Raw genomic sequence first — 26,011 nt, 5'->3', positions numbered from 1 at the left:
ACCGGCTTCGCCGTGCCTAGGGTGGCGGTCATGGACAGCGCGAACCCGCTCGGCGAGTACCTCCGTGCCCGCCGCGCCCTGGTCACACCCGAGGACGCCGGACTGCCGGTCTCCGGCCGGCGCCGGGTGGTGGGGCTGCGCCGGGAGGAGGTGGCGATCCTGGCCGGCGTCAGCACCGACTACTACACACGGTTGGAGCAGGGCCGCGAACGGAGCCCTTCCGCGCAGGTGGTCGAGGCCCTGGCCCGGGCCCTGAACCTGGACGGGGACGCCGCGGACCACCTGCACCGGCTGACCCGACCGGCCCCGGAGTGGGGGCGGGCAGGCACCCGGCCGGAGCCGGTCGGCGAGGCGCTGCTGCGGATGATGGCGGGCTGGCACCGTACTCCGGCGGTGGTGCTGGGCCGCCGTCTGAACGTGCTGGCCGACAACCCCCTGGGCCGGGCCCTGTTCGCCGGCCACACCTACAGCGGCGATCTGCTGCGCCTGGTGTTCCTCGATCCGGACGCGCGGGCGTTCTACCCGGACTGGGAGAGGGCGGCGAGCAACGCCGTGGCCGCGCTGCGCTCGGCGGCCGGCAGCGGCCACGACGACCCCCAGCTCGTGCGTACCGTCGGCGAACTGTCGTTGCGCAGCCCGGAGTTCCGCCGACTGTGGGCCCGCCACGACATTCGCCGAAAGACCCGCGAGACCAAACGCTTCCGGCACCCTCTGGTGGGGGAACTGACGCTGGACTACGAGTCGCTGACCGTCAACAGCGCCCCCGGACAGCAGCTGGTCGTCTACCAGGCGGCCCCCGGCAGCGCCTCGGAACAGGCACTGATCCTCCTGGGAAGCCTGACCGCCGACGACCCCGCCCAGCACCCCGACGACCCCGCCCGGCACCCGACACCGTCCGAGACGGCATCCTCCGACGAAGGCTGAACCCCCGCCTCGGGCGCGTGCAACGACCGGACCCGGCCGGCTGGTTCGTCACCGGCCGGCCGCACCCCGGCCAGGGCCTGACGCCCAGGGGCCTTCGTTCGGATCACCGAGCAGCCCGCGTAGCGGCGCCTTCGCATGTTTCGCATGTGGGGTCCGGCGCCGGTCAGCCGTTCTCCTCCGCCGACTGGGGTGCCTTACCGGGCCAGATGGTGGTCACTACAGGCCAGATCAGGCTGTAGACCAGCACCTTGGTGAGCGGGTTGAGCCAGACGAGCAGTGGGGCACCCTTGTCGAGGCTGCCGGCCAAAACGGCCAAACCGACGATCAGGCCGACACTGACCGTGTAGGCCAGCAGGAATCCGAGCCAGGACTTCCAGGCGTCCGCGACTGCCGCACGGCCGTAGAGGCCGGGACTCGGCGAAGCGGCCGCCCTGCCGAAGCGGCGGGCGAACTTCGTGTCGGCCCAGCGCATGGTGCGGTGGCCGTAGACCACGGTGATGCCGAGATAGGCCGCTGACAGGCCGTGCCAGATGGTCGGCTCGGCGCCGCTTCGGATGCTGAGGACAGTGGCCCCCAGCAGCACGACATCGATCAGTGGGACGCACAGCAGCAGAACACCGCCGACGCCCCGCCAACCGGCGGCATAGCGCGCGGTCAGGCCGCCGATGAGGAAGACCCAGAAGAGCACATCACAAGCGAGAATCAGGTGAAGGATGACGCCCCCCGGCACGGAAATGTGGCCTGTCCGATGGGTCAGGCCCTACTGGATCAGGCCCTAGTGGATCAGGCCCTACTGGATCAGGCCCTAGTGGATCAGGCCCTAGACGTCGAGGTCCACGACGACGGGGGCATGGTCCGAAGCGCCCTTGCCCTTGCGCTCCTCGCGGTCCACGTAGGCGTCGGAGACGGCCTTGGCGAACGGCTCGTTGCCGTAGACCAGGTCGATGCGCATACCGCGGTTCTTGGGGAAGGCGAGCTGGCGGTAGTCCCAGTAGGTGTACGGCCGGTCGTACTTGAGCGGGCGCGGTACGACGTCCGTCAGGCCCGCCTCGCGCAGCGCCGTCAGGGCGGCGCGCTCGGCGGGGGTGACATGGGTGGCGCCGACGAAGACCGCGGGGTCCCAGACGTCCTCGTCCGTGGGGGCGACGTTGTAGTCGCCGAGGACCGCGAACGGGCGGGGGCCCGCCGCGTCCTCGGCGACCGCGGTCTTCAGCGCCTCGAACCAGCCGAGCTTGTAGGTGTAGTGCGCATGGTCGATCTCGCGGCCGTTGGGGACGTACACCGACCAGACGCGGGCCGGGCCGCAGGTCGCCGAGATCGCGCGCGGCTCCTGCGCCCCCTCGTAGTCCGGGCCGCCCGGGAGCCCCTGCACCACGTCCGCCAGCCCCACCTTGGACAGCAGGGCCACGCCGTTCCACCGCCCGGTGGCGTTGACCGCCGCTTCATAGCCGAGCTCGCGCAGCTCGTCGTACGGGAACTGCTCGGCGGTGCACTTGGTCTCCTGGATGCACAGCACGTCCGTGCCGGTGCTCTCCAGCCAGGCCAGCAGTCGCGGGAGGCGGGCGGTGATCGAATTGACGTTCCAGGTCGCGATGCGCATGTCTGCAAACCTACAGCGCGGCACTGACAGTCGGCTCCCGGCCGGTCCGGCGCTCAGCCGACCAGGGTGCTGCCGCCGGGAGCGAGCCGGCCGTGGTCGGTACCGCCCAGCTGGTCGATCATGGTGTCGTAGATCGGCCGGGCGTGGTCCTGGAGCAGGCTGTCGTGGATGTCGACGGCCCGCCGGGGCGCGACCTCGCGGACGTAGTCGATGACCTCGGCGACCTTGTTCCAGGGCGCGTGGACGGGCAGCAGCAGGGTGTCGACCGTACGGCCCTCGGGAACGGTCAGCGCGTCGCCCGGGTGGAACACCGCGCCGCCGTCGATCAGGTAGCCGACGTTGGTGATCCGCGGGATGTCGGGGTGGATGACGGCGTGCAGCTGGCCGTGCACCTCGACCTCGAAACCGGCCGCGGTGAAGGTGTCGCCCTCGCCGACCGTGTGCACCCGGCCGGGGAACGCGGCCGAGAGCTGCTCGGCCACACTGGCCAGGGTCCAGATCTGGGCGCCGGGGTTGGCCTCCATGCCCGCGCGCAGCCGGTCCTCGTTGAAGTGGTCCCTGTGCTCGTGGGTGACCAGGATCGCGTCCGCTCCGACGGCCGCGTCCGCTTCGCTGAAGACACCGGGGTCGATGACGAGCGTCTGCCCGTCCTTCTCCAGCCGGACACAGGCATGGGTCTTCTTGGTGAGTTCCATGGCCGCCATCTTGCCGCGCGCGGGGCCGGTGGGGGGTGAGATGGGCGAGTGGCCGAAGGGGCGTCCCCCTCGGGCCCCGGGAGGCGCGACGCGCCGAGCCCGCCGGCCTCACGCCTCCGGCGTGGTCTCCTCCCGGATCACCCGCTGGGCGACCGCGAAGGCGGAGTTGGCGGCCGGGACGCCGCAGTAGACGGCGGTGTGCAGCAGGACTTCCTTGATCTCCATGGGAGTCAGGCCGTTGCGCAGCGCCGCGCGGGTGTGCAGCGCCAGCTCGTCGTGGTGGCCGCGGGCGACCAGCGCGGTGAGCGTGATGACGCTGCGGGTACGGCGGTCCAGGCCGGGACGGCTCCAGGTCTCGCCCCAGGCGTAACGGGTGATGAAGTCGTGGAAGTCCCCGGTGAAGGCGTCGGTGGCCGACTCGACCTGGTCGACATGGGCGTCGCCCAGGACCTCGCGGCGGATCTTGATGCCCGCCTCGTACGTGCCGCCGCGGTGCTGCTCCGGCTGGGCGAGACCGGACTCTATGGCGGCGGGCGGCGCCTGCGGGGGCGGCGGGGGCGCGATCTGCGGCTTGGGGGCCGCGGCGCCGATGGCGGCCTGGCCACCGGGGCCCGGCTTGTCGTGCCAGGCGGTGGTGAAGTGCCGGATGAGGAGCTCGGTGACGGCCGAGGGCTGCTCGACGGGCGCGAGGTGGGAGGTGCCGGGCACCAGCGCCAGGCTCGCGTCGGGTATGCCGGCGACCAGGGTGCGGGCGTCGGTGGTCGGGGTGACCTGGTCCTCGGAGCCGACGACGACCAGCGTGGGCACGCCGACGCGGCCGAGTGAGGACCGTACGTCGTAGGAGGCCAGCGCCTCACAGGCGGCGATGTAGCAGCCGGGGTCGGTGGTCCGCACCATCTGCACGGCCCACTCGACGATCGCGGGCTGGGCACCGGCGAAGCCCTGGGTGAACCAGTGCTCCGGGGAGGTGCGGGCGATCGGGTCGAGTCCGTTGGTGCGGATGACCACGCCGCGCTGGCGCCAGGCGTCGGCGGTGCCGTAGCGCGGCGACGAGGACACCAGGGCCAGCGAGGTGACCCGGTGGGGGCGGGTGAGCGCCAGCTGGGTGCCGATGGCGCCGCCGATGTTGCAGCCGGCGTAGCCGAAGCGGTCCACACCGAGCGCGTCGAGGGTGGCGACCAGCCGGTCGGCCAGTTCGGCGATGGAAGGCGCCGCGTGCGCGGGCGAGCCGCCGTGACCGGGCAGGTCGAAACGGATCACGCGCCAGTGACGGGTCAGCTCGGGGATCTGCCGGTCCCACATGTGCCATGTGGTACCGAGGGCGGCACCCAGCACGAGTACTGGGGCGTCGTCGGGGCCGTCGATCCGGTGCTGCAGGGTCTTCTCGCTCACCCGGCCACGCTACCGAACGCTCTGACGCGATCCTGACACCCGGGTCAGGAAGAGCCGGCGCGAGGGGCCGGGGCGTGGCCGCTGGCGGCGCCCAAAGCGAGGAAAGAGCAGGTCAGAGCCTCGCGGTCGAGACGGCGTAGACGACTGGGTGCCCCGGCTCGTCGTAGCTCACCATGATCCCCTGTACGAATACGCGCCTTGCTCGTGATCAGGGCCGGCGCGTCTTCCGACCCATCAAGGCGGTGCCGGAGAGGCGCGTCGGTATCTCGCTCACACCCCGCACACTCTCGCATCTCACAACTGCCCCTATGACCGGGGATGTGACGCCCTACGACGGGGAGCCTCCGCATACCGGCCTGACCAGGTGGAAGACCCCCCGGGCAGCGTAGCGTTTGAGGCATCGGACGATTTCGCGGCGGGTCTTGTCCTCCAAGGACAACCTTGAGCTGGTTGATCGCCCATAGGCGCACCGTTCACCACAGTGAGGATGCGACGCGCTTGTGATGGCCGGGCGGGCCCTGCGGTGTGCAGGGCCCGCAGGGGTTCTTGAGGGGCCTTCAGGCTGTGGCTGTCAGATGCGCTCCAGGCGCCATTTCTGTGCGTCGGTGTCGTTGAAGGTGTACTGCTGCACGTTCGCGCTGTTGTCCGTCGACATGCCGGCGACGTCCACGGCCTTGCCGCTGAGGACGCTGCTGATCACGAAGACGCCGTCGCCGAGGGGGCTTACCCACCAGCGTTGGTTGGTGCCGCCGTTCCCCGTCCACTGCTGGATGTTGGCGGTGTCCTGAAGGCCGGCTTTGTCGACGTCGAGGAACAGCCCGCTGGCCTTGGACGTGATCTCGTACTGGCCGGTGACGTCCCACGGGGACGGGCGGCCGGCGCGGCGTACGGCCTTGAACGTCCACTGCTGGTTGGGGCCGCCGTGGCGGGTGTACTGGCCGACGTTGGCCCCGCTCTCGTGCTCGTCGCCCAGGATGTCCAGCACCTTGCCGCTGCCGACGTTGGTGAGGATGTAGGTGCCTTCCTCGACGGGCAGTTGGTTCTTCTGCACCTGTGCGGTGTCGGTGCCGTGCGGGAAGATGCGTATGGAAGCCGTCCGGTTCTTCAGCGCCGGGCCCAGGGTGGTGCGGGAGGCGCCCACGATGGCGCCGAGGTCGTCGATCTCGCGGGTGTCCTTCTCGGCGATGGACGGGAGCTCGTCGCGCGGGCCGACCTGGCCGGCGAAGCCCTTGAAGCCGGGCTCGACGTGCAGGGCCAGGCTCTGCTCGGTGTGGTCGACCACCGACAGGACACGGCCTTCGAAGCCGAACGCCCGGACGTCGCCCAGCGTCTGATCGGAGAGCAGGACGCGGCCACGCTCCTTGGCGTTGAAGTCCTCGTGCTCGTAGACCGCGTACCAGCCCTTCGGGCACGCCTCGACACCGCTGCCCTCGAAGATCTTGACCGTCACCCTCGTCCGTCCCTCTCTGGTCGCATTCCCGCACACCGCGGGCACGCCATCACCCTAGGGTCCCGGAGTGATCACCGATAGTGATCAAATTCGGTCACTGGCCGATAGGTTCGATGTTGTGTCGTGCCCGGTGGTGTGCCCGGCCCATGAGGTCGTCGACGCGGTGGAGTGGTTCGGGCCGTCCGCACGGGGCCGGCTCCCGGGGAGCCCGGTCGAGCGCGGCGCCGGATCGTCGGGAGGCGGGGCCTGTGCGGGTGTGCGACGGTGAGGGCATGAAGGTGGGAATCATCGGTACCGGCCGGCTGGGCAAGGCCCTGGCCGGGCATTTCGCGCGGGCCGGGCACCAGGTGAAGATGGCGAACTCCCGCGGCCCGCACACCCTGGCTCCGCTCGTTGGCGAGCTCGGCGAGAACGCGTCGGCCGGGACACCGCAGGAGGCCGCCGACTTCGGCGACGTCGTCGTCCTGGCCGTCCAGTGGGACCAGAAGGAGAGCGCGGTGGCCTCGGTCTCCTCCTGGCAAGGACGCACCGTCCTCGTCCCGGTCAACCCGCTGCGGGAGACGGCGGGCGGTCTGGAGCACGCCGACACCCAGGGCCGCCCGCCCACCGAGGTCATCGCCTCGCTCGTCCCGGGTGCTCTTGTGGTCAAGGGCTTCAACACCTACCCGGCTCAGGTCCTCGCCGAGAGCCCCGCCGTCGACGGCGGGCGCCGCATCGTCCTGCTCGCCGGGGACGACGCCGACGCCAAACGGAAAGTGGCGGAGCTGGCCGACAGCGCCGGTTTCCAGGCCGTCGACACCGGAGCCCTCGCCGAAGGCGGCCCCCTCTTCGACAGCGGCGGCCCGCTCGGTGGCCCGCGCAAGGACCTGCTCGCCCTCTGACCTCAGGAGGACGGGAGAAGGCGAGCGAGCCGATAGGGCCACCCTGCTGCACACCGTCGTAGCACGCCACGCACAGCAGCCCCGCCGGAGTGCGCCTTGGCCCTGGGCGCGCGGGTCGTAGCGCAGCCGGGTCTGCACAACCTGGGGTGCAGGGCGGCACTGGCGTGCCGGTCGCTCTGCGGTTGAGTCGATGGTGATGACGGCGGCTCAAGGAGCGCTCGACTGGCCTGCCCCCCCCCGCACAGCGCGGTGAAGGACGCCTCGCCGCCCAGGCGCTCCCGGGTTGTCCCCATCGTGATCAGCAGGGTGACGGCCGTGTCCGGGCCGATGCCCACCGAGGCGAGCAGCTGCGGGGCGTGGCGTTCCAGGTCCTGGATCAGCTATCTGATGGTGGGGTGTCTCGGCGGCGCCGGCGTTCGCCTGTTTCGGTCGGTGCTTCCGGGCGGTGGGTGTCGTCGTTGGAGGCCGAGTGGCCGGTGTGCCGTGACCGCCGGTGAAGGCCGGTGACCACGGAGGTGGCGAGGAGGGCTGCCCCGACCCCGTAGAGCCAGGCCTTGGACCAGCTGACCGCAAGAATGGAGGCCACCAAGCCGAGCCCGGCGAAAGCGGCTTTCAGCAGTGCCTGCCGTGCGGCCTTGCGTTCAGCGCGAGCTGTCCAACGACCAGACCGTGCACCGGCTGACCCGCACCATGGGCGCCATCTACCCCGAGGCGGAAGTAGGCGTCGTACAGCTGCGGCCCCGCAGTGCTGCTCACCGAGGACAGCAAGGTCCAGAAGCCGGTGAACCTCCTGGGCGACGGAGGCGGCCCCACCGTCGTGCGCCAACTGCACGTGTTCGTACCCATTCCCGGGCGTACGGCGATGGCGGACCTCTCCATCGCGACGGAGAACCTCGCCGAGTGGGACGACTACGTCGCCATCCTCGGCCAGGCGCCTGGACGGTGAATTCGGCGACATGCTGTGGTCCTCCGACGAGACCCGCCAGCAGATCGACGAATTCATCGACTCCCTCAAAAAGGCCGCTGAGGAACGCGCGCGAGGACCGCCAAGCCCGGCGTACGCGGAGAGTCCGTCCAGATCGGTCATCGACTTCAGCGACCCCGAGATCGCCCGCGAGCCGCTCCGAGTCGCTGTACCTGACCGGCGCGGCCGAGGGCACGGACGACGGGGCGCTCACGGACAAGCCCGTCACCGGCTGGGACCTGACCTTCCAGGCCGGCGTCGACACCCCCGCCACCGTCGCCGACGGCATCATGAAGACCGGCGGCACGGAGGTGACCGGGTTCCCCAAGGAGTACCCGACCGGGGAGGTCAGCCGAGCCGACGCCGGTGTCCGGGCAAGCGCCCCGATGACCGTCGCGGCCACGCTCCGCGGAATCCCCCGGCCAGCCGGTCAACGCCGAAATCCCGCTCCAGGCCACCGGCTACACCGTCCGGGCCGGACACCGGCTGATGCTCGTCCTGGACACCAAGGACCCCTTCTACGGCGACGCCAACGAGCCCGGCGGCACCATCACCGTCACCTCCCCGGACGGCACCGCGGCCCACCTCAAGATCCCCCTGGCCTGACCGTGCGGAGACCCCGGCCGTTGTCGCGAGCGAAGGGCTACGACCTGGTTCGTCGCGGGGAGTTCCATGCCACGTGATACGCATCGGCCGTATGACACGTGTCGTCTCCGTCTCCCAGATCCGCGTGCTCGACAGCGGAGAGCCGGAGTGCAACGGCGGTGGCACCGAACGCTGCACACCGTCGTAGTCCCCTGTGCGACGAACCCCCGCCGGATCCCACCGACGGGGGTTCCTCATCTCTCACCGTGCGGCAAGAGCGTGCCGTTGCGTCTCATGCTCTGGTGGGGCGGCCACCCTGGGCGGTCCGACATCGCGGCCGCGCGCCGGACCAGGGTCTGTGATCGGTTGGCGGTAGGTGTTATGCGCTGTGTCGAGGAGGCGGCGCAGGCGGAGGCTGTCGGGGGCGGCGGCAGTGACGAGGGTGGCGGGGCCGGCGAGCGGTGTCAGCACGGCCTGGCCGTCTTGCGGGGCGTCGCCGAGCAGCCGCACGTCAGGGGTGATTTCTTCGAAGGCCGGGTCGACGGTGAGGAGTTGTCCGGTTGCGCGGTGGTCGGCGAGGATGGCTGGCCCGTCCCAGCCGGGTTCGCCCGGTCCGTATGCGGCCTGTTGGTCCAGGAGGGTACGTCCGCCGCGTCGGACGGTGAGCCGTGTGGTCACGTGGCCGGGGGGTTCGCCGGTGCGTCCGAGGATCTGTTCCTCGCGCAGAACGAGCCGTGCGGTGGGGGCCAGGTCGATGGTCCAGGTCTGGCGAAGATCGCTGCCCGCCGCACAGATCAGCGGTTTGGGGAGCCAGTGGAGCTGCGCGTGGTCTCCTACGGTCAGGTGCACGTCGTAGGTGGCGTGTTCGGAGGTTGGGCCGCGCAGGGCGAGGGTCGCGGCGGCGGAGGTGATGTGGAGCGCCGCGCCCTGTTGGGCGGTGGCTTCGATCCGCAGCCGGTCGCCGCCGAGGGGGGCGCTCATGGCTCCGACGATGCATACCCGGGCCTGGGTCCCGTGTGAGTGGAGGCGGCGCAGTTCGAAGGGGCCGTCGCCGTCGAGGACGGGCAGGGTGGTGGTGCCGCCCCTGACGGCGGCCAGGATGCGGGCGGTGGCGTGCACCCCGACCACAGGCCGGTCAGGGACCGATGCGGTCGTCGGGTGAGTGCAGGTGGTGAGGGTCATGCGGGGCCCGCGCTCCAGTCGGTGAGGCGTTCGCGGATCCAGTCGGTGACCGGCTTGATGCCGTCGTCGGTCGTGAGGGAGGTGAAGGCGACGGGGAGTTCGCCGCGCTGGGCCTCGGCGTCGCGGGCCATGGCTTCCAGGTCGGAGCCGACGTAGGGGGCGAGGTCGGTCTTGTTGATCACTAGGAGGTCGGCTGTGGTGACGCCGGGGCCGCCCTTGCGGGGGATGTCGTCGCCGCCGGCCACGTCGATGACGAAGATCTGCGCGTCGACCAGGCCCTTGGAGAAAGTCGCGGTGAGGTTGTCGCCGCCGGACTCCACGAGGACCAGGTCGAGCGGTCCTGCGGTCTCCTCCAGGTCCTCCACGGCCTCCAGGTTGGCGGAGATGTCGTCGCGGATGGCAGTGTGCGGGCAAGCGCCGGTCTCCACCGCGGCAATCCGCTCCGCGGGCAACACGGCCTCGCGGAGCAGGAATTCGGCGTCCTCGCGGGTATAGATGTCATTGGTGACGACGGCGATGGACAGCTCGTCGCGCAGTGCGCGGCACAGGGCGGCGACGGTGGCGGTCTTGCCGGTGCCGACCGGGCCGCCCAGGCCGATGCGCAGGGCACGCCGGCGCCCGCTCCGCTGCGCTCCGCCTCGGCTCTCTTTTCGGTCCTTGGGTGCCGAGCCGGGCCCCACGGGATCGGCGGCGCTGTAGGTGCGGCGCTCGGGGAACGTCTCGTCGTGGTCGCGGTGCATGCGGGCTCCGGTTCTGCCTGGTGTGCGCGGCGTTCTTGGGTGTGGGGCTCTTGGGTTCTTGGTGGTCAGGAGGCGAAGAGGCGTACCGGCCAAGCGGCGTGCTGCTGGCCGGTGATGTCGAGCAGAGGTGCGGAGGCGGCGGGCAGCGCGTCGAACCCTTCGTCGGAGATACGAGCGGCGGTTGCGGCCGCCGCGGTGGCGGTCTGGTCGAGGTCGGGGGCGAGGCGGGCGAGGACCGCGGTGGCGTCGAAGGGGTCCAGACTCAGCAGCCGGACCACCGCCGTGGCCGGACCGCTGACCGCTTCGTACGCCGCCGCGTACGCGGCATCCGGCGGCCTCAGCCCGGCTGACCGTGCGGCCAGCCCCAGCACCACCGGCTGGTGCGCGCCCTGTGGTCGGGCCGCGGCCAGTGCGTCCAGCTCGGCCGATGGCCACGTCGCGCGGGCGGCCCGCATCATCTGCCGTCCCAGCTTGCGGGCGGTGATCCGTAGCGCCAGGACGGGTGTGCGGGCGTCGGCGGCCTCGTCGACCGCCACCGGATCATGGCCCGCGGCGGTCGCGGCGGCGAGCGCCGCCGCGACCAGGCCCGCGGTGTGCAGCCGCCCTCGGCAGAAGTCCTCCAGCGAGTGCGCGTCCTTGATACGGCCCGCTGCCACGGCGGGTTCGGCCCCGCCGGAGTGCGCGTGCCCTCCGGCGGGGAACCGGCCATCGGCCAGGACGAGCAGTGCGGCTCGACTCATCTTTCGCAGTTCACCTTCCGTCGCCCGGGTCCATGGCGCGGACCTGTGTGCCGTTGCATCGCCTGCTCGTCAAGGCTCAGAAGAGGAAGTACCTCTGGGCCATGGGGAGTTCGCTCGGATACTTCCGCTCGACGACCTGGCCCGCGACGGATGTCGTCACGTCCTCCACCTTGTGACCCCCGGCGATCACCTCGTAGGTGTCGGCGTCGATTTCGACGTCGGGGGTGGCGCTGTTCTCCTTCATGTCCGCCTTGCGGACGCCGCGCGTGCTGGTGATGGCCTTGAACTGCTTGCCCAGCTTGAGCCGTTCGGCCAACCCACTGTCGATGGCCCGTTGGGTGACGAAGTTGAACGAGGTGGAGCGAGGCGCGAGGCCGGTGGCGCCCCAGACGGCGCGGGGCAGGACCGGCTGCGGGGTGGGGATGGAGGCGTTGGCGTCGCCCACCTGCGCGTACGCGATCTGTCCGCCCTTGATGACCTGGTGCGGCTTGACGCCGAAGAACTTCGGCTCCCACAGCACCAGGTCGGCCAGCTTGTCGGGCTCCACGGACCCGACCACCGCATCAATGCCCTGGGCGATCGCCGGGTTGATCGTGTACTTCGCGACGTACCGGCGGGCGCGCCTGTTGTCGGCCCCCTTGTCCCCCGTCGGCCGTTCCTCCTTCGGCAGCCTGTCCTCCTCCAGGAAGCCCCGGCGGACCTTCATGACGTGCGCGGTCTGCCAGGTGCGGGTGATCATTTCACCGATGCGGCCCATGGCCTGGGCGTCGGAGGACATGATCGAGATGGCGCCGAGGTCGTGCAGGATGTCCTCGGCGGCCATCGTGGAGGGGCGGATCCGGGAGTCCGCGAAGGCCAGGTCCTCGGGGATCTTCGGGTTGAGGTGATGGCAGACCATCACCATGTCGAAGTGCTCCTTGACCGTGTTGACGGTCAGCGGCCGAGTGGGATTGGTGGAGGCGGGCAGGACATTCGGCTCCTTCACCATCTTGATCATGTCAGGGGCGTGGCCGCCGCCGGCGCCCTCGACGTGGAAGACGTGGAGGGAGCGAACGGGGCGCCCATCGCATCCGTCGCTGCCGTCGATCGCCGCGATGGTGTCGTCGACGAAACCTGCCTCGTTCAACGAGTCGGCGTGCAGCGCGAGTTGGACACCGGTCTGCTCGCAGACCTCCAGGCACTTCTTGATGACGGCCGGGGTGGCACCCCAGTCCTCGTGGATCTTGAAGCCGATGATGCCCGCTTCCACCTGGTTGAGCATGGAGTCCTCGGACATGGTGGCGCCCTTGCCGAGCAGTCCGACGTTGACCGGGAAGGCGTCCAGTGCCTCGAAGGTGCGGGCGATGTGCCAGGAGCCGGGCGTGACGGTGGTGGCGGTACTGCCCTCCGCCGGGCCGGTGCCGCCGCCGATGAGCGTGGTGACACCCGCGGCCAGCGCCTCACCGACCTGCTCGGGGCAGATGAAGTGAACGTGGGTGTCGACCCCGCCGGCGGTCAGGATCTTCCCGTTGCCCGCGATCACCTCCGTCTCGGGGCCGATGACGAAATCCGCGGGCGCCGGGCCGACGTCGTTGTGCTGACCGGCCCCGTCATGGAGACGGTCCATCGTCTCGTCGTTGTACGCCTTGCCGAGCGCGGTGATGCGGCCGTCGCGGATGGCCACATCGGCCTTGACGATGCCCCAGTGGTCCAGGATGACGGCGCCGGTGATGACGGTGTCCGGGGGCTCGACGACGTCGCCGGCGTCGGAGTCACCGGACTCGTCGTCGCCGCGTGGATCGCGTGGCGCGATGGACTGCCCCATCGACTCGCGGATCACCTTGCCGCCACCGAAGACCATCTCGTTCCCGCTGCGCCCGGGACCGCCGGCCCAGTCGTCCTCGATCTCGATCCGCAGCTCCGTGTCGGCGAGACGGATGCGGTCGCGGATCGTCGGACCGAACCGGTCCGCGTACTGGGCGCGGGTCAAGGGGTCGGACGGCTTGGGGGGCTCAGGACAGCAGCGCTCAGCCATCGAGCTCACCCCCGACCTCATCGGATGAATCCTGGACGCTGATGAGGGGGCCGCCGACCTGGCCGCGCAGGCCGTGCACCACACGCTTGCCCTCGATGGGGACGAGCTCGACGTCCTCGGGCGCGTTGGGCTCGAAGCGTACGGAGCTGCCGGCCGGGACGTGGAGGCGCTTGCCCCAGGCGGCGTCACGGTCGAAGTCCAGGCCGGGGTTGGCTTCGTGGAAGTGGTAGTGGGAGCCGACCTGGACGGGACGGTCGCACGGGTTGGTCACGGTCAGGGGAGTGACCTCGCGGCCCTCGTTGAAGCGCACGAACTCGTCGTCCGGCTGCGTGGAGAAATCCACCTTGCCCGGTGAGACCAGCGGCTTGTCGTCCTCGCCCGCTTCGGGGAAGGGATCGTGGATGGTGACCAGCTTCGTGCCGTCGGGGAACGTGGCCTCCACCTGTACGTTCTTGATCATCTCCGGGACGCCCTCCATGACCTCCTCCCGGGGCAGCAGCTTCTTCCCTGACGACATGAGCTCGGCGACCGTTCTCCCCTCGCGCGCACCTTCAAGGACGTGGACGGTTAACAGCGCAACGACCTCGGGGTAGTTGAGCCGAATCCCTCGAGCCCGACGCTTCTCGGCGACATCCGCCGCCACATGAATCATCAGACGCTCTTGTTCGTGTGGAGTCAGGTGCATAGCCCTACCCTGCGTTCGCCCTGTCCAGGGCTCGTGCTCTGGACATCGGGGCCGGGACCGGCCGTGACCACCGACAGCCCGGGGCGGGGCCTCCACGGCCTCACTCCCACGCCGTACAACGCAGCACAGTTTCCTTGGCCATCCGGCCCCCACCCTCGTGACGACGAACATGGTCACGCGGACAGAGCCGAAAACGCCCCGCAGCAACACCACGCCCGTATGAGTGAGCCGTAAGGATTCTTCCGAGAAATGCAAGGGATTCAGTTGTATGGCCCGGTCGACGCCCACTCAGTGGGGCTACCCTCCGACAGACCTGCCTCGTGGAACACTGCCTGCCCCTGCCGCACTGGCTCCCGGCCAGCCGTCGACCCCTCTCACGACTGCGGCTTGAGGATCCACAGGATTCCGCTGCGGTCCGACTGCCCGTCCATCGACAACCGCCCGGACAACAGCTCAACGGCACCTGTGAGCTCTGCCCGCTTATTGGGACGGCCGCGCAGTGTGTGCTCGGTTGCCGAGTAACGCGTGCCGCCCCGACGCCCAGTCGGGTGAGCGGCTGGCGAGTGCTGCTTCTGCGCATTGCCGGAGGCGGCGAACATAGCAGCAAGGGGTTCACTTGCGGGAAAGGATGTGCCGTGCGCCGTGCATTGATCGTCGTCGATGTGCAGAAGGACTTCTGCGAGGGCGGAAGTGTTCCGGTGAAGGGCGGCGCGGACAGGGCCGCCGCCATCGCCGACCTGGTGCGACGCGCCGACGGGAGTTACGCCTACATCGTCGCCACCCGCGACCACCACATCGACCCGGGGGCTCACTTCTCCGAGCACCCGGACTTCGAGAACTCCTTCCCCGTACACTGCGTCGTCGGCAGCGAGGGAAGCGAGTTCCACCCGAGCTTCGAGCCGGCCGCCACCGCCGGGGCCGTCGACGAGGTCTTCTACAAGGGGGCGCACTCCGCCTCGAAGAGCGGCTTCGAGGGCTCGACTCAGGGCGGCACGTCACTGACCGACTGGCTGCGTGCCCGCGACGTCAGCGATCTCGACGTCGTCGGCATCGCTACCGACCACTGCGTGAAGGCCACCGCGCTGGACGGCGTACGAGCGGGCTTCGCGGTACGGGTCCTGCTCGACTACACCGCCGGCGTTGCCGCCGACACCACCAGTACCGCGATCAGCGAGCTGCGCCGGGCGGGTGTGACGCTGAGCGGCGAGCCGGTCGTCCTGGCCTGAATGGCCGCGACTTCCGCACTGGGGTCGGCGGTCGCCCTCCAGCCAGGCCATCTCCCCAAAACTTGGTGTTCTGTCCGGGGCCGTTGTTGACGGTGCCGTTGGCAGCGATTCGGGTCGGTAGCTGCGCAGGACGAGGGAGGTCGCGGCGGTCCTCCTGGCCAGGTTGAAGAACGGCTCAAGCTCCCCGCTGACGATGTCGGGGAAGTACTGAGCAGGTCGGGGTGCCGGGTCGGGTCGTACGTCTCGTCAGGTTCGGTCACGCCATCGACGGTAGTAGACACCACTGACACCATCAGTGCGGTGCTGCCAAGCCGACACTCGACCCGCTCAACACCCCCTTGTACATGGGGCAGGGCGAACGAGTCCCAGGCGCAGCCGCCCCACCACAGCGTGTGCGCCCCTATGACGGAGAAGCCGATGGCGTCGCAGGTGTCGCTGGCCTCGCTGGCGTCGCAGGTGTCCAGTGTGCGCCGTGAGGAGGCCAGGTGACCGGTACCCCAGCGACTATCAGCGCGCTCTGCCATAGGAGGCGGCACCCTCACCCGTCACGGGCCCGCAGCGGCCCTCAGCGGCCCGCCGCCCGCGCCCGGAGCGGGTCCGCGCAGGTCAGAACCTCACGGTCGAGACGGTATAGACGACCGGGTGCCCCGGTTCGTCGAAGCTGACCATGATCCGCTGGTACGGGTGCGGTGACTTGCTCGTGGTCGTCGTGCCCGCCCACGGCCAGTCGACACTGAAGTCCCAGCCGACCTTCGCCGCCTGTGCGGGCGGAATCGTCTGCCGGTCCTTCTTGAGGGCGGCGGTGCTGGTGCCGACGGCCTTGAGGTAGTGCTCCAGGCCCCAGTCGTTGGTCCGGAACTGGACGAACAGCGAGCTGGTCTGCCAGGAGTTGGTCTCGTAGTACCAGACCGGGGTGGAGCCGATCGGGACCGGCACGTTGTAGATCCGCTGCTGGACCTTGGAGGGGAAGGCGTTGGTCAGGCCGGTGGCGGCGGCCTCCTGCTCCTTGCCCTCGCCGCTGTCGCGGCTCTGCTCGGCGGAGATGACGATGTAGCCGGCCGGGATCGCGATCAGCAGGAAGACGATCAGCGCCGTCAGCAGGGGGCGGCGGCGCTTGGCGCGGGGCGGCGGGGCGGGGTGGTGGTCGTCGTGCATGGTGGGTGACTCGGTTTCGGTCATCGGCGGCCGGCCCGTTCGTAGCGTTCGTAACGCTCCACGCGCCGACGGTTGGCGCGGCGGAAACGGCGGGCCACCAGGCGGGCGAGGTCGGCGGCGCCGACCATTCCGGCCTCCGGGCCCAGCTGGGCCTTGGCGATGGTGGCTTCGGGGCGGTAGCCACGGCCGGTGAGGTGGCGCCGGAAGGCGTCCCTGGCCGGGGCGATCAGGAGGTCGTCGGCGGCGCTGACACCACCGCCGATGACGAAGCAGGACGGGTCGAGGGCGGCGGCGAGGTTGGCGATGCCGACGCCGAGCCACTGGCCGATGTCCTGGAGGAGCTCGACGCACATCGCGTCGCCCTCCCGGGCCAGCTCGGTGATCAGCGGCCCGGTGATGTCGCCGATACGGCCGCCGACCCGCTCGATGATGTTGTACGCGACCGGGGAGTCCGCGGCGGCCAGCTCCCGGGCCTCCCGTACGAGTGCGTTGCCGGAGCTGTACTGCTCCCAGCAGCCGCGGTTGCCGCACGGGCAGCGGTGGCCGCCGGGGACGACCTGCATATGGCCGAATTCGCCTGCCACACCGTATTTGCCGCGCTTGACCGCGCCGTCCTCCAGGATGGCGCCGCCGATACCCGTACCGAGGGTGATCATGACGAGGTGGTCCTCGCCGCGGCCGGCGCCGAACCGCCACTCCGCCCAGGCGGCGGTGTTGGCGTCGTTGTCGACCATGACGGGGACGGCCAGGCGGCCGGCGAGCCGGTCGCGCAGCGGCTCGTTGCGCCAGTTCAGATGGGGGGCGAAGAGCACATTGGACCGGTCGGCGTCGACCCAGCCGGCCGCGCCGATGCCCACCGCGTGGACGTCGTGCCGGTCGGAGAGGTCGAGCACCAGCTCGGTGATGGTGTCCTCGACGACCTTGGGGCTCTTGGACTTGTCCGGCGTCTCGGTGCGGACCTTCTCCAGGATGGTCCCGTCGGCGTCGACCACGCCCGCCATGACCTTGGTGCCGCCGATGTCGATGCCGACGGTGGGCACGCGGGGGGCGGTCAGATGCGAGCGCCGCTCGCGGGTGCCGACCGTGCGCAGCACGGTGGCTCTGGCGGATCCCCGGTGCACCCGGTCCCGGTACATGCTCATCGACCCACCTCTTCGCCGTTGCTCCCCCACTGCCTGAAGGGCGTGGGTGGTGCCCCCGTGCGGCTGCTGCGTGCGCGCAAGAGTCGTCTCGTCCCTGCGGGGTCTCGGGAGGCCGGGGCCTCGATGTGCTGGTTCGCTGCGATTGTGCATCACCAGGGCAGTGCGGCGCATCGCGCACATGCTTCCGCGCCCCGCGGTGCATCGCGGGGCGCGGGAGCGTCGGCCGGTGATCAGTCGGGCCGGTGGCCGCCGGGGAATTCCGGTGTCGCGGTGCGGGCCAGCTCGTGGCTGAGCTGTTCCAGTTCGCTGCCGCCCGCCATTTGGCGGGTCAGCTCCTCCAGGGCGATCTCCGACTTGGCGTGGCTGCCGGCCATCGTGCCGCGCTTGAGGAGGACGAAACGGTCGCCGACGAGGTAGGCGTGGTGCGGGTTGTGGGTGATCAACACCACGCCGAGCCCGGCGTCCCGGGCGGCCGCGACGTACTTGAGCACGACGCCGGACTGCTTGACGCCGAGCGCCGCCGTCGGCTCGTCCAGTACGAGGACCTTGGCGCCGAAGTAGACGGCCCGCGCGATGGCGACGCACTGCCGTTCACCGCCCGAGAGGGTCCCGATCGGCTGGTCGACATCGCGCAGGTCGATGCCCATCCGCAGCAGTTCGCTGCGGGTGGTCTCGCGCATCGTACGGACGTCGAGCCGCTTGAAGGGGCCCACACCGGTGGTCGGCTCGGAGCCGAGGAAGAAGTTGCGCCACACCGGCATCAGGGGGACCACGGCCAGGTCCTGGTAGACGGTGGCGATACCGCGGTCCAGGGCCTCGCGCGGGGAGGAGAGGGTGGTCTCCTCGCCCTCGATGGTGAAGGTGCCGGCGTCGTGCTGGTGCAGCCCCGCGATGATCTTGATGAGGGTGGACTTGCCGGCGCCGTTGTCGCCGAGCACACAGGAGATCTCTCCCGCGTGCACCTCCAGGGACACCCCCTCCAGGGCCTTGATGTTGCCGTAGAACTTGCTGACGTCCGTCAGCTCGACCAGGGCCGCCTTCCCGCCCTCGGCGGTCTTCTTCTCCAGGTCTGTCATGACTTCTCCTCCGCCCGCTTGCGGACCCATGCGTTCAGGAGTGTGGCGAGGAGCAACATCGCGCCGAGGAAGAACTTGTACCAGTCCGGGTTCCACTGGGCGTAGACGATGCCCTTGCTGGTCATGCCGAAGATGAAGGCACCGACGGCGGCACCGATCGCCGAGCCGAAGCCGCCGGTCATCAGGCAGCCGCCGACCGCCGCGGCGATGATGTAGAGGAACTCGTTGCCCACCCCGTCGCCGGACTGGATCGCGTCGTACGAGAACAGCAGGTGCTGTCCGGAGACCCAGGCGGCGAAGGCGACGCCCATATAGAGGCCGATCTTGGTCTTGGTGACCGGGACGCCCACCGCCCGTGCGGCGTCGGAGTTGCCGCCCACCGCGAAGATCCAGTTGCCGACGCGGGTGCGCAGCAGGATCCAGGTGGCCACCGCGACCAGCACGATCCACCACAGGATGGTGATCTGGACGTCGACGCTGCCGATCGTCAGATGCGAGGCGAAGACCGCACGGGCCGACTCGAAGCCCTCCATGTCGGAGATCGACTTCGTGGAGACGGTGCCGCTGACCAGCTTGGTGAAGCCGAGATTGAGGCCCGTCAGCATGAAGAACGTACCGAGCGTGATGATGAAGCTCGGGAGTTTCGTACGGGTCAGCAGGAATCCGTTGAAGACCCCGATGGCGAGGGTGACCAGCAACGACACCCCGACACCGACCCAGGTGTTGGCCGTCATCTGGTAGCTGAACATGGACGAGATCAGCGCCGAGCTGACGACCATGACACCGGCCGAGAGATCGAATTCGCCGCCGATCATCAGCAGCGCCACCGGCACGGCCATGATGCCGATCGTCGACGAGGCGTACAGCACGGTGGAGAGGCTGGACGGCTGCAGAAAGGGTTCGGCGACGAAGGAGAAGAAGAGGAAGACGGCGGCCGCGCCGACGACCGAGCCGAGCTCGGGGCGGCCCATCAGGCGGCGCGCCAGGGAGCGGTGCAGCAGGCGTTCGTCGGCGTGCTTGGCGGGCGGGCCCGCGGGCTGCAGAGGTGGTGCGTCGGTGGTGCTCATCGTGTTCCCCGCTTCGTGTATTCCTGCAGCGCGGCGGCGTCCTTCTTGGTGATCACCTGGGGGCCGGTGAGCACCGGCTTGCCGCCGCCGAGAACGTCGGAGTTGTACTTGTAGAGCCAGAGCAGATCGACCGCCTCGTAGCCCTGCAGATAGGGCTGCTGGTCGACCGCGAAGCCCAGCGAGTCGTTCTTGAGGCCGTCCGCGACCTGCGCGTTGAGGTCGAAGGTGTCGATCTCGGCCTCGCTGCCGGCCTGCTCCTTGGCCTTGACCGCGGTGGCGGCGAACGGCGCGCCGAGGGTGACGACGGAGTCGATTCCGCGGTCCGACTGGAGCTTGGACTCGATCGAGGACTGCACGTCGGGCATGTTCGTGCCCTCGACGTAGAGCTTTTGCAGATCGCCCTTGAACGTCTTCCCGGCGCCGTCGCAGCGCTGCTCGTGGCCGACGTTGCCCTGCTCGTGCAGGACGCAGAGCGCCTTCTTCCTGCCGCGCTTGTTCAGTTCCTCGCCGACGGCCTCACCGGCCACCGTCTCGTCCTGGCCGATATGGCTGAGCGCACCGAACTCCTTGGACTCCTCGGCCCCGGAATTCACCGTGATCACCGGTATACCGGCCTTCTCGGCCTTGCGGACGACGTCCTTCATGGCGTCCGGCTTGGCCAGCGAGACGATCAGTCCGTCGACCTTCTGGTCGATGTAGGACTGCACGAGCTGGCTCTGCCGGCTGGCTTCCTTGTCGTGCCCGTAGACGAACTTGATGTTGTCCTTGGCGGCGGCCTGCTCGGCGCCGTTCTGCACGATGTCCCAGAACGTGTCGCCGTCTCCCGAGTGGGTGACCATCGCGAACGTCCACCTGGGGGTGTTCACCGCGGCCTTGCCGCCGGCGGCCTGGGCCGCGCGTTCCTCCTCGGCCCGCTTGCCTCCGGTGGCGCTGCATCCCGCCAGCGAGGCGCCGAGCGTCGCCGCCACCACGGCGCTCACGACGCGTCCCCTTCTTTGAACCCTTGCCACGAGGACTTGCCCTTCCCGCTGATGTCACGCTGTGTTGGCTGTATAGGCCGTGTTGGCTGCTCCGGCCGTCCTGGCTGTCTCGCCCGTCCGGCCCCTCCGGGCCGTCCTGGCTGCGCCTTCACGGTGTCGCACACCGGTACCGGGCGGCCGGCTCCAACCGCCCAAGTATCCGTTACCGGCGATCTGTACCGGTTCATCGGGTCCCGCCTTCCGTCATGGCTTCACCGGGTCCCGCGCCCGGTGTACTCCTCCAACTTCGGCACGTCCTCCTGGCCCACCAGGGCCGGGCCGGTGAGCACCGGCTTTCCGCCGCCGAGCACATCGGCGTTGGTCTTGTTCAGCCAGAGCAGGTCCACCGCCTCGTAGCCCTGGAGGTAGGGCTGCTGGTCGACCGCGAAGGCGACGTCCTTGGCCTTGAGGAGCTTGACCACGGCGGGGTTCAGGTCGAACGTCGCGACCTGGGCGTCGCTGCCCGCGTCCTCCTTGGCCTTGACGGAGATCGCCGCCATCGGGGCACCGAGCGTGACGATCGAGTCGATGGACTTGTCGGACTGCAGCTTGGCCTCGACCGAGGACTGCGAGGCCGGCGCGTTGGTGCCGTCGACGTTGAGGTTCTCGACCTTGCCGTCGAAGCCCTTGCGGACGCCCGCGCAGCGGTCCTCCAGCGACACGTTGCCCTGCTCGTGGATGACGCACAGGACCTTCTTGGCGTGCCGGCCGGCGAGCTCCTCGCCGACGGCCTCGCCGGCCACGGACTCGTCCTGGCCGATGTGCGTCAACGCGCCGTACGCCTTGGAGAACTCGCCGCCGGAGTTGATCGTGATGACCGGGATGCCCGCCGCGACGGCCTTGCGGACGGCGGCCTTGACGGCCTCCGGCTTGGCGAGGGTGACGATCAGCCCGTCGACCTTCGCGTCGATGTAGGACTGGATCAGCTGGGCCTGCTTGGAGCCCTCTTTGTCGCTGGCGTAGAGGAACTTCACGTTGTCCTTGGCGGCGGCCGCCTTCGCGCCGTTCTGGACGATGTCCCAGAAGGTGTCGCCCTCACCGGAGTGGCTGACCATGCCGATGGTCAGCCGGGGCGTACCGGCGGCCTTGCCGCCGCTGCCGGACGCCCCGGGCTTGCTTTCGGAGCCCTTTCCCCCGGAGCTGCTGCATCCGGTGACCAGCGCGAGGGCCGCCACCAGGGCCGCCGCGCTGAGGACATTGACGGGTCGAGCCATACGTACGTTGCGCACGCCGATCATCGTGGGACCGCCTTTCTCCCGGCCGCCTGAATGCGGCTGGAAGAGTTCTAAGGCGCCCACGGAGCCACGTCAATACTTTGTCCGAACATTCTGACGCAGACGCACGGCATATCGGTACACACCTACCCGTATCACCCCTCCATGCGGGCCCAGGTCAGCCACTGACCGCCCCCCGAAGAAAGATCACCCGCCCCGCGATCCCCGCCGAAAACACCACGGAAAACACCCGCGGAAAACATCACGAAAACGCCCCGAAATCACGACGAAGACACCGTCACGGCACGAAGGGGCCGCCGGACTTTCCGGCGACCCCGAAACGACATGGCCACGCGCCCCGCCCGAAGCGCTCAGGTCAGGGGCGGACCAGCAGCTGGAATTCGAAGGCGTAGCGCGAGGCACGGTAGACGTGCGAGCCGAACTCGACCGCGCGCCCGGTGTCGTCGAACGTCGTCCGCTGCATCGTGAGCAGCGGGGCGCCCTCGGGCTCGTCGAGCCGCTGCCCCTCCTCGGCCGTCGCGGCACGGGCGCCGACGGCCTGGCGGGCACTGTGCAGGGTGATCCCGGCCGACCGCATGAGCCGGTACAGACCGGTCTCCTCCAGCTCGGCGGTCTCCAGCTTGAGCAGGCCTGCGGGCAGGTGGTTACGCAGATGGGCCACGGGTTCACCGTGCGTCAGCCGCAACCGCTCGACCAGCGCGACCTCCGCGCCCTCGGCGATGCCCAGCGCGGCGGCGACCTCGGCGTCGGCCTCGGTGGTGGTGTTGAGCAGCACGCGGGTGGCCGGCTTCTGCCCGGCCGCCTCCAGGTCGTCGTAGAGGCTGCTCAGCTCCAGGGGGCGCTTGACCTGGCTGTGCACGACCTGGGTGCCGATGCCGCGGCGGCGCACCAGCAGCCCCTTGTCGACCAGCGACTGGATCGCCTGCCGCACGGTCGGCCGGGACAGCCCGAGCCGGCCGGCCAGCTCGATCTCGTTGCCGAGCAGACTGCCGGGGGCGAGCCTGCCGTTCTCGATCGCCGCCTCCAGCTGTTGGGACAACTGGAAATACAGCGGGACCGGGCTGCTCCGGTCCACGCTGAACTGGACGGGGCTCTCGGCGCCCAGGGCATCTTCTGTATCGCGTTTCCCCACGCTGGCGAGCGTATCCGCCCCGGCAGATGACGGGAAGTCCGGAGGTCACATTGTCCGGACAAGGACTACTACCCGAGGGCCCTTGATCGGCCGGGGCAGGCCGCACCCGCGCCGCGCCCCTGCGCGCTCATGGCCTTTTCTGATAGCCAGTGAGACCCCGACCGAGGAGGCCCCGTGTCCGTACGCCGTGTCGTCCCCGACATCCACTCCGACGCCCTGGAGGAGAACCGCACGTTCTACGGCCTGCTGGGCCTGGAGCAGGTCATGAACCTGGGCTGGGTCATGACCCTCGCCTCCCCCGCCAACCCCACCGCACAGCTCATCGTCATGACCGAGGACCGGACCGCCCCCGTCGCCCCCGACATGAGCATCGAGGTCGACGACGTGGACGCGGTGTACGCCACCCTGCTGGCCGCCGGCGCCGAGATCGTCCACCCCCTCCAGGACGAGGAGTGGGGCGTGCGCCGCTTCTTCACCAAGGACCCCGACGGCCGGATCGTCAACGTGCTGGGCCATCCGGCACCGCGACACGACACCGCGACCGGCGGCTGACGTCTAGATGTCTAACGGGTGCCTTCCGCCGACGGGCCGTTGAGCGGCAGCACCGTCCCCTGCGCCACCGCGCACAGGCTCTGCGCCCCGTCCGCCCCGATCACCGTCAGATCGCAGCGGCACACGGCCTGCCGACGCCCCGCCTGTACGACCTCGGCACGGGCCCGCAGCGTACGACCGTATGCCGGGCGGAGGTACTGGATCGAGAATCCACCGGTGACGATGCCCGGGCCCAGGGCGGTGGCCGCGGCGAAGGTGAGGGTGTTGTCGGCGGCGTACGACAGCACCCCGCCATGCAGGAACCCGTTCTGCTGCAGGAGTTCCTCGCGGATCTCGATCTCCAGCGTGGCCCCGCCGTCCCCGAACTCGGTGATCCGTGCTCGCACCAGCCTGCTGAACGGCTGCGCGTCCAGCCCCTTCTGCGCCGCGGCAAGATCGAGGACCGCGCTCCCCTGCTCCGCACCCGCCATCGCTCCGCCTTTCCTCTCGCCTCTCACCCGGCCCGTCGCCTGCGCGCGAAGGCCGCCCCTCACCTGCGTCAAGGCGTCACCACCCGGTACGCCCTGCGGTAACCGGTCGGCCCTCTTCGCTACTTCATCCACTCCTCCTCGTACCTGTGGTACGTGCCGTCGTGGGTGGCCAGATGGACCCACTGGTTCACATAGGCCGTGAACTCGGTGTCACCGCGGGGCAGGGCGTAGGCCTTCTCGGAGAAGGTGAAGGGCTTGTCCGGGTGGATCGAGCAGAGTTCGGGGTGGATCTTGGCCTGGTAGCGGGTCTCGCCTGCGTCGGTCATCATCACGTCGGCGCGGCCCGCGATGATCTCGTCGAAGATGGTGGTGTTGTCCGGATGGACCTTGAGGGTGGCCCGCTTGATGTGGGCGCGGGCGAACTCCTCGTTGGTGCCGCCGGGGTTGACGATGACGGTGGTGCCCGGGCGGTCGATCTGCTCCAGGGTCTGGTACTTGTCCTGCTCCGCGCAGCGCGCGATGGGTGTCTTGCCGTCCGTGCGGGTCGGTTCGCTGAAGGAGACGGAGCGGGCGCGCGGGAGGGTGATGGACACCCCGCCCATGGCGATGTCGCAGCGGCCGGCCGACAGGTCGGCGACCAGCCGGTCCCAGGTCGTGGCGACGTAACGGGGCGTGGCGTCCAGGCTCTTGGCGAGGTCCCGGGCCATGTCGATGTCCACTCCGCGGTACCTGCCGGTGGTGGGGTCGAGGTGGGTGAAGGGGCGGTAGTCGCCGGTGGTGCAGACGCGCAGTACCCCGCGCCGCGGGACGGTGTCGAGGGCCGAGGCCTTCTTGCCGGACCCGGAGAGCGCTCCCTTGGGCGCGGCGGGGGCCTCGGAGGCTGCCGGCGCGGCGGCGGTGACGGCGAGCAGACAGGCGAGGGCGGACAGGGTGGCGGCGCGCTTCATATGGGCTCCTGTGGCTGCTGTGGCTCCTGGTCGGGCGGTCACGCGCTCGGCCGCGGTGCGCGCCGGGCAGGAGGCGGCGCGCACCGCGACGTGATCACATGGCCGAAGCAGTCAGCGTGGCAGAGCCGTTGGTCGCGGTGAACCCCTCGACCGGCCGGGGGGACGGGGCCGCCGCGGAGGTCTCGGGGCCGTCAGTCGTCGTAGAGGCCCGCGGCGCGGCCCGGCTCCTGGTCAGGGGTGGCCTCGGCGAGGCGGGTGAGGAGTTCGGCGGCGCGCTTGGCGACGGTGTCGCGGTCGCCTTCGGAGAGCGCCGAGCCCATGCCTACGGCGACGGCGCCGGCGGCGATCCACTCCGGCGCGCTGTCGAGCGTCACCCCGCCCGTCGGCAGCAGCGGCACCTGCGGCAGGGCGGCGCGGATGTCCTTGAGCCAGGACGGGTGGTGCGCCGAGGCGGGGAACAGCTTGAGGGCGTCCGCGCCCAGTTCGAGGGCGCGGACCATCTCGGTCGGCGTCGACACTCCGGGGAAGACCGGGACGCCGTAGCGGTGGCCCGTGCGGATGACCTCGGCGTCCAGGCTCGGTGAGACCAGGTAGCGGGCGCCGGCGTCGACCGCCATCCGGGCTGACACCCCGTCAAGGACCGTGCCCGCGCCGATGACCGCGTCGTCACCCAGCTCACGGGTCAGCGTCGTGACCGCCTCCAGCGCGAAGGGGGTGGTGAGGGATATCTCCAGGCTCGTGATGCCGGCGGAGAGCAGGGTGTCGGCGGTGGCGCTCGCCTCGTCGTACGTCGTGCTGCGGACGATGGCGAAAACGCGCTGCGCCAGTGCGGCCCGGGTGATCTCCCAGCGATACACGGCAGTTCGCCGTCCTTCCTTTTCTCCAGCGCCTCATGCCGACTCGCCGGACCCACGGCGAATACGGCCTTTACGGGGCGCGCCGCGGCAGCTGACCGCACATGGTCCCTTGTCCGCCGATGCCCGCCCACTCCTCGTTTCTACCGAAACGCTACCGGGAACCACTGACAATCGTGCCTCGGGGGTGCGCCCCATGCGCCCCTTCCGCCAAGAAGGCGAGAAAAGGCAGGTAAAAGGGGGCGCACAGCACGGCGGCGGCCGGGGTGCGTGTGCACCCCGGC

Annotated in this window: 26 protein-coding genes; 6 read left to right on the top strand and 20 right to left on the bottom strand. The window is 70.0% G+C overall.

What is annotated here, in order from left to right; all coding sequences use genetic code 11:
• Positions 1-30 precede the first annotated feature (30 nt).
• A complete protein-coding gene (locus tag ACFWZH_RS26475; protein ID WP_384436097.1) occupies positions 31-924 on the top strand; it encodes a helix-turn-helix transcriptional regulator in 894 nt (297 codons plus the stop codon).
• A gap of 163 nt (positions 925-1,087) precedes the next feature.
• On the opposite strand, the gene ACFWZH_RS26470 is transcribed toward ACFWZH_RS26475, so the two are convergent.
• From ACFWZH_RS26470 to ACFWZH_RS26450, 5 genes are all read right to left on the bottom strand, one after another.
• Complete coding sequence (locus tag ACFWZH_RS26470) at positions 1,088-1,612, bottom strand: hypothetical protein (RefSeq protein WP_384436094.1); 525 nt, start codon at positions 1,610-1,612, stop codon at positions 1,088-1,090.
• Between the two features lie 132 nt (positions 1,613-1,744).
• On the bottom strand, positions 1,745-2,524 hold the full coding sequence (locus ACFWZH_RS26465; RefSeq protein ID WP_384436091.1) for an exodeoxyribonuclease III: 780 nt from the start codon (positions 2,522-2,524) through the stop codon (positions 1,745-1,747).
• Between the two features lie 53 nt (positions 2,525-2,577).
• A complete protein-coding gene (locus tag ACFWZH_RS26460; RefSeq protein ID WP_384436088.1) occupies positions 2,578-3,219 on the bottom strand; it encodes an MBL fold metallo-hydrolase in 642 nt (213 codons plus the stop codon).
• A gap of 108 nt (positions 3,220-3,327) precedes the next feature.
• Entirely contained in the window at positions 3,328-4,611 is a 1,284-nt protein-coding gene (gene pcaC, locus ACFWZH_RS26455; RefSeq protein WP_384436085.1) for a 4-carboxymuconolactone decarboxylase, read from the bottom strand.
• 571 nt (positions 4,612-5,182) lie between these two features.
• Positions 5,183-6,061: an RICIN domain-containing protein gene (locus tag ACFWZH_RS26450; protein WP_384436082.1), complete on the bottom strand. Its 879-nt coding sequence runs from the start codon at positions 6,059-6,061 to the stop codon at positions 5,183-5,185.
• 272 nt (positions 6,062-6,333) lie between these two features.
• Between ACFWZH_RS26450 and ACFWZH_RS26445 the strand changes: the two genes are divergently transcribed.
• The 3 genes from ACFWZH_RS26445 to ACFWZH_RS26435 all read left to right on the top strand — a co-directional run bounded on the left by ACFWZH_RS26445 (position 6,334) and on the right by ACFWZH_RS26435 (position 8,512).
• Positions 6,334-6,942, top strand: a complete 609-nt coding sequence (locus tag ACFWZH_RS26445) for an NADPH-dependent F420 reductase (RefSeq protein ID WP_384436079.1) — start codon at positions 6,334-6,336, stop codon at positions 6,940-6,942.
• A gap of 745 nt (positions 6,943-7,687) precedes the next feature.
• Positions 7,688-7,888, top strand: coding sequence for a hypothetical protein (locus ACFWZH_RS26440; RefSeq protein ID WP_384436076.1), 201 nt, complete (start codon positions 7,688-7,690; stop codon positions 7,886-7,888).
• A 459-nt stretch (positions 7,889-8,347) separates the two neighbouring features.
• Complete coding sequence (locus ACFWZH_RS26435; RefSeq protein ID WP_384436299.1) at positions 8,348-8,512, top strand: CocE/NonD family hydrolase C-terminal non-catalytic domain-containing protein; 165 nt, start codon at positions 8,348-8,350, stop codon at positions 8,510-8,512.
• 240 nt (positions 8,513-8,752) lie between these two features.
• Here ACFWZH_RS26435 and ACFWZH_RS26430 read toward each other — a convergent pair whose 3' ends face one another.
• The 5 genes from ACFWZH_RS26430 to ACFWZH_RS26410 form a co-directional block, all read right to left on the bottom strand.
• Positions 8,753-9,673: an urease accessory protein UreD gene (locus ACFWZH_RS26430; RefSeq protein WP_384436074.1), complete on the bottom strand. Its 921-nt coding sequence runs from the start codon at positions 9,671-9,673 to the stop codon at positions 8,753-8,755.
• Entirely contained in the window at positions 9,670-10,413 is a 744-nt protein-coding gene (ureG, locus tag ACFWZH_RS26425; protein WP_384436071.1) for an urease accessory protein UreG, read from the bottom strand. The genes ACFWZH_RS26430 and ureG overlap by 4 nt, the downstream gene beginning before the upstream one ends.
• Positions 10,414-10,478: 65 nt before the next feature.
• Complete coding sequence (locus ACFWZH_RS26420; protein ID WP_384436068.1) at positions 10,479-11,153, bottom strand: urease accessory protein UreF; 675 nt, start codon at positions 11,151-11,153, stop codon at positions 10,479-10,481.
• Positions 11,154-11,229: 76 nt separating this feature from the next.
• The gene (locus tag ACFWZH_RS26415) at positions 11,230-13,167 is read right to left on the bottom strand and encodes an urease subunit alpha (protein WP_384436297.1); all 1,938 of its coding nucleotides are present in this window, start codon (positions 13,165-13,167) and stop codon (positions 11,230-11,232) included.
• Positions 13,160-13,852, bottom strand: coding sequence for an urease subunit gamma (locus tag ACFWZH_RS26410; protein WP_384436065.1), 693 nt, complete (start codon positions 13,850-13,852; stop codon positions 13,160-13,162). The genes ACFWZH_RS26415 and ACFWZH_RS26410 overlap by 8 nt, the downstream gene beginning before the upstream one ends.
• A gap of 635 nt (positions 13,853-14,487) precedes the next feature.
• Between ACFWZH_RS26410 and ACFWZH_RS26405 the strand changes: the two genes are divergently transcribed.
• Positions 14,488-15,078: an isochorismatase family protein gene (locus ACFWZH_RS26405; protein WP_384436062.1), complete on the top strand. Its 591-nt coding sequence runs from the start codon at positions 14,488-14,490 to the stop codon at positions 15,076-15,078.
• 606 nt (positions 15,079-15,684) lie between these two features.
• Here the strand turns inward: ACFWZH_RS26405 and ACFWZH_RS26400 are convergent.
• The 7 genes from ACFWZH_RS26400 to ACFWZH_RS26370 form a co-directional block, all read right to left on the bottom strand.
• Positions 15,685-16,257 carry a hypothetical protein gene (locus tag ACFWZH_RS26400; protein WP_384436059.1) on the bottom strand — a complete coding sequence of 191 codons (573 nt, stop codon included), beginning with the start codon at positions 16,255-16,257 and terminating at the stop codon, positions 15,685-15,687.
• A complete protein-coding gene (locus ACFWZH_RS26395; RefSeq protein WP_384436056.1) occupies positions 16,254-17,375 on the bottom strand; it encodes an ROK family glucokinase in 1,122 nt (373 codons plus the stop codon). Before ACFWZH_RS26395 ends, ACFWZH_RS26400 begins: the two co-directional genes overlap by 4 nt.
• 230 nt (positions 17,376-17,605) lie before the next feature.
• Positions 17,606-18,451, bottom strand: a complete 846-nt coding sequence (locus ACFWZH_RS26390; RefSeq protein WP_384436053.1) for an ATP-binding cassette domain-containing protein — start codon at positions 18,449-18,451, stop codon at positions 17,606-17,608.
• On the bottom strand, positions 18,448-19,518 hold the full coding sequence (locus ACFWZH_RS26385; RefSeq protein ID WP_384436050.1) for an ABC transporter permease: 1,071 nt from the start codon (positions 19,516-19,518) through the stop codon (positions 18,448-18,450). The genes ACFWZH_RS26390 and ACFWZH_RS26385 overlap by 4 nt, the downstream gene beginning before the upstream one ends.
• Positions 19,515-20,489 carry a sugar ABC transporter substrate-binding protein gene (locus ACFWZH_RS26380; protein WP_384436294.1) on the bottom strand — a complete coding sequence of 325 codons (975 nt, stop codon included), beginning with the start codon at positions 20,487-20,489 and terminating at the stop codon, positions 19,515-19,517. Before ACFWZH_RS26380 ends, ACFWZH_RS26385 begins: the two co-directional genes overlap by 4 nt.
• A 260-nt stretch (positions 20,490-20,749) precedes the next feature.
• The gene (locus ACFWZH_RS26375) at positions 20,750-21,775 is read right to left on the bottom strand and encodes a sugar ABC transporter substrate-binding protein (protein ID WP_384436047.1); all 1,026 of its coding nucleotides are present in this window, start codon (positions 21,773-21,775) and stop codon (positions 20,750-20,752) included.
• Between the two features lie 352 nt (positions 21,776-22,127).
• Complete coding sequence (locus ACFWZH_RS26370; protein ID WP_384436292.1) at positions 22,128-22,847, bottom strand: GntR family transcriptional regulator; 720 nt, start codon at positions 22,845-22,847, stop codon at positions 22,128-22,130.
• Between the two features lie 231 nt (positions 22,848-23,078).
• Here ACFWZH_RS26370 and ACFWZH_RS26365 point away from each other — a divergent pair, with 231 nt between their 5' ends.
• A complete protein-coding gene (locus ACFWZH_RS26365) occupies positions 23,079-23,456 on the top strand; it encodes a VOC family protein (protein WP_384436044.1) in 378 nt (125 codons plus the stop codon).
• Between the two features lie 11 nt (positions 23,457-23,467).
• Here the strand turns inward: ACFWZH_RS26365 and ACFWZH_RS26360 are convergent, their stop codons facing one another.
• The 3 genes from ACFWZH_RS26360 to ACFWZH_RS26350 all read right to left on the bottom strand — a co-directional run bounded on the left by ACFWZH_RS26360 (position 23,468) and on the right by ACFWZH_RS26350 (position 25,730).
• Positions 23,468-23,926: a PaaI family thioesterase gene (locus ACFWZH_RS26360; RefSeq protein ID WP_384436042.1), complete on the bottom strand. Its 459-nt coding sequence runs from the start codon at positions 23,924-23,926 to the stop codon at positions 23,468-23,470.
• Between the two features lie 119 nt (positions 23,927-24,045).
• Entirely contained in the window at positions 24,046-24,873 is an 828-nt protein-coding gene (locus tag ACFWZH_RS26355) for a transporter substrate-binding domain-containing protein (RefSeq protein ID WP_384436039.1), read from the bottom strand.
• A 191-nt stretch (positions 24,874-25,064) separates the two neighbouring features.
• Entirely contained in the window at positions 25,065-25,730 is a 666-nt protein-coding gene (locus tag ACFWZH_RS26350; RefSeq protein WP_384436037.1) for a bifunctional 4-hydroxy-2-oxoglutarate aldolase/2-dehydro-3-deoxy-phosphogluconate aldolase, read from the bottom strand.
• Positions 25,731-26,011 lie beyond the last annotated feature (281 nt).

Origin of the sequence: Streptomyces sp. NPDC059008 (genome assembly GCF_042749045.1) — a bacterium.
Classification (GTDB): Bacteria; Actinomycetota; Actinomycetes; order Streptomycetales; family Streptomycetaceae; genus Streptomyces.
This window is presented reverse-complemented; position numbering and strand designations above follow the sequence as displayed.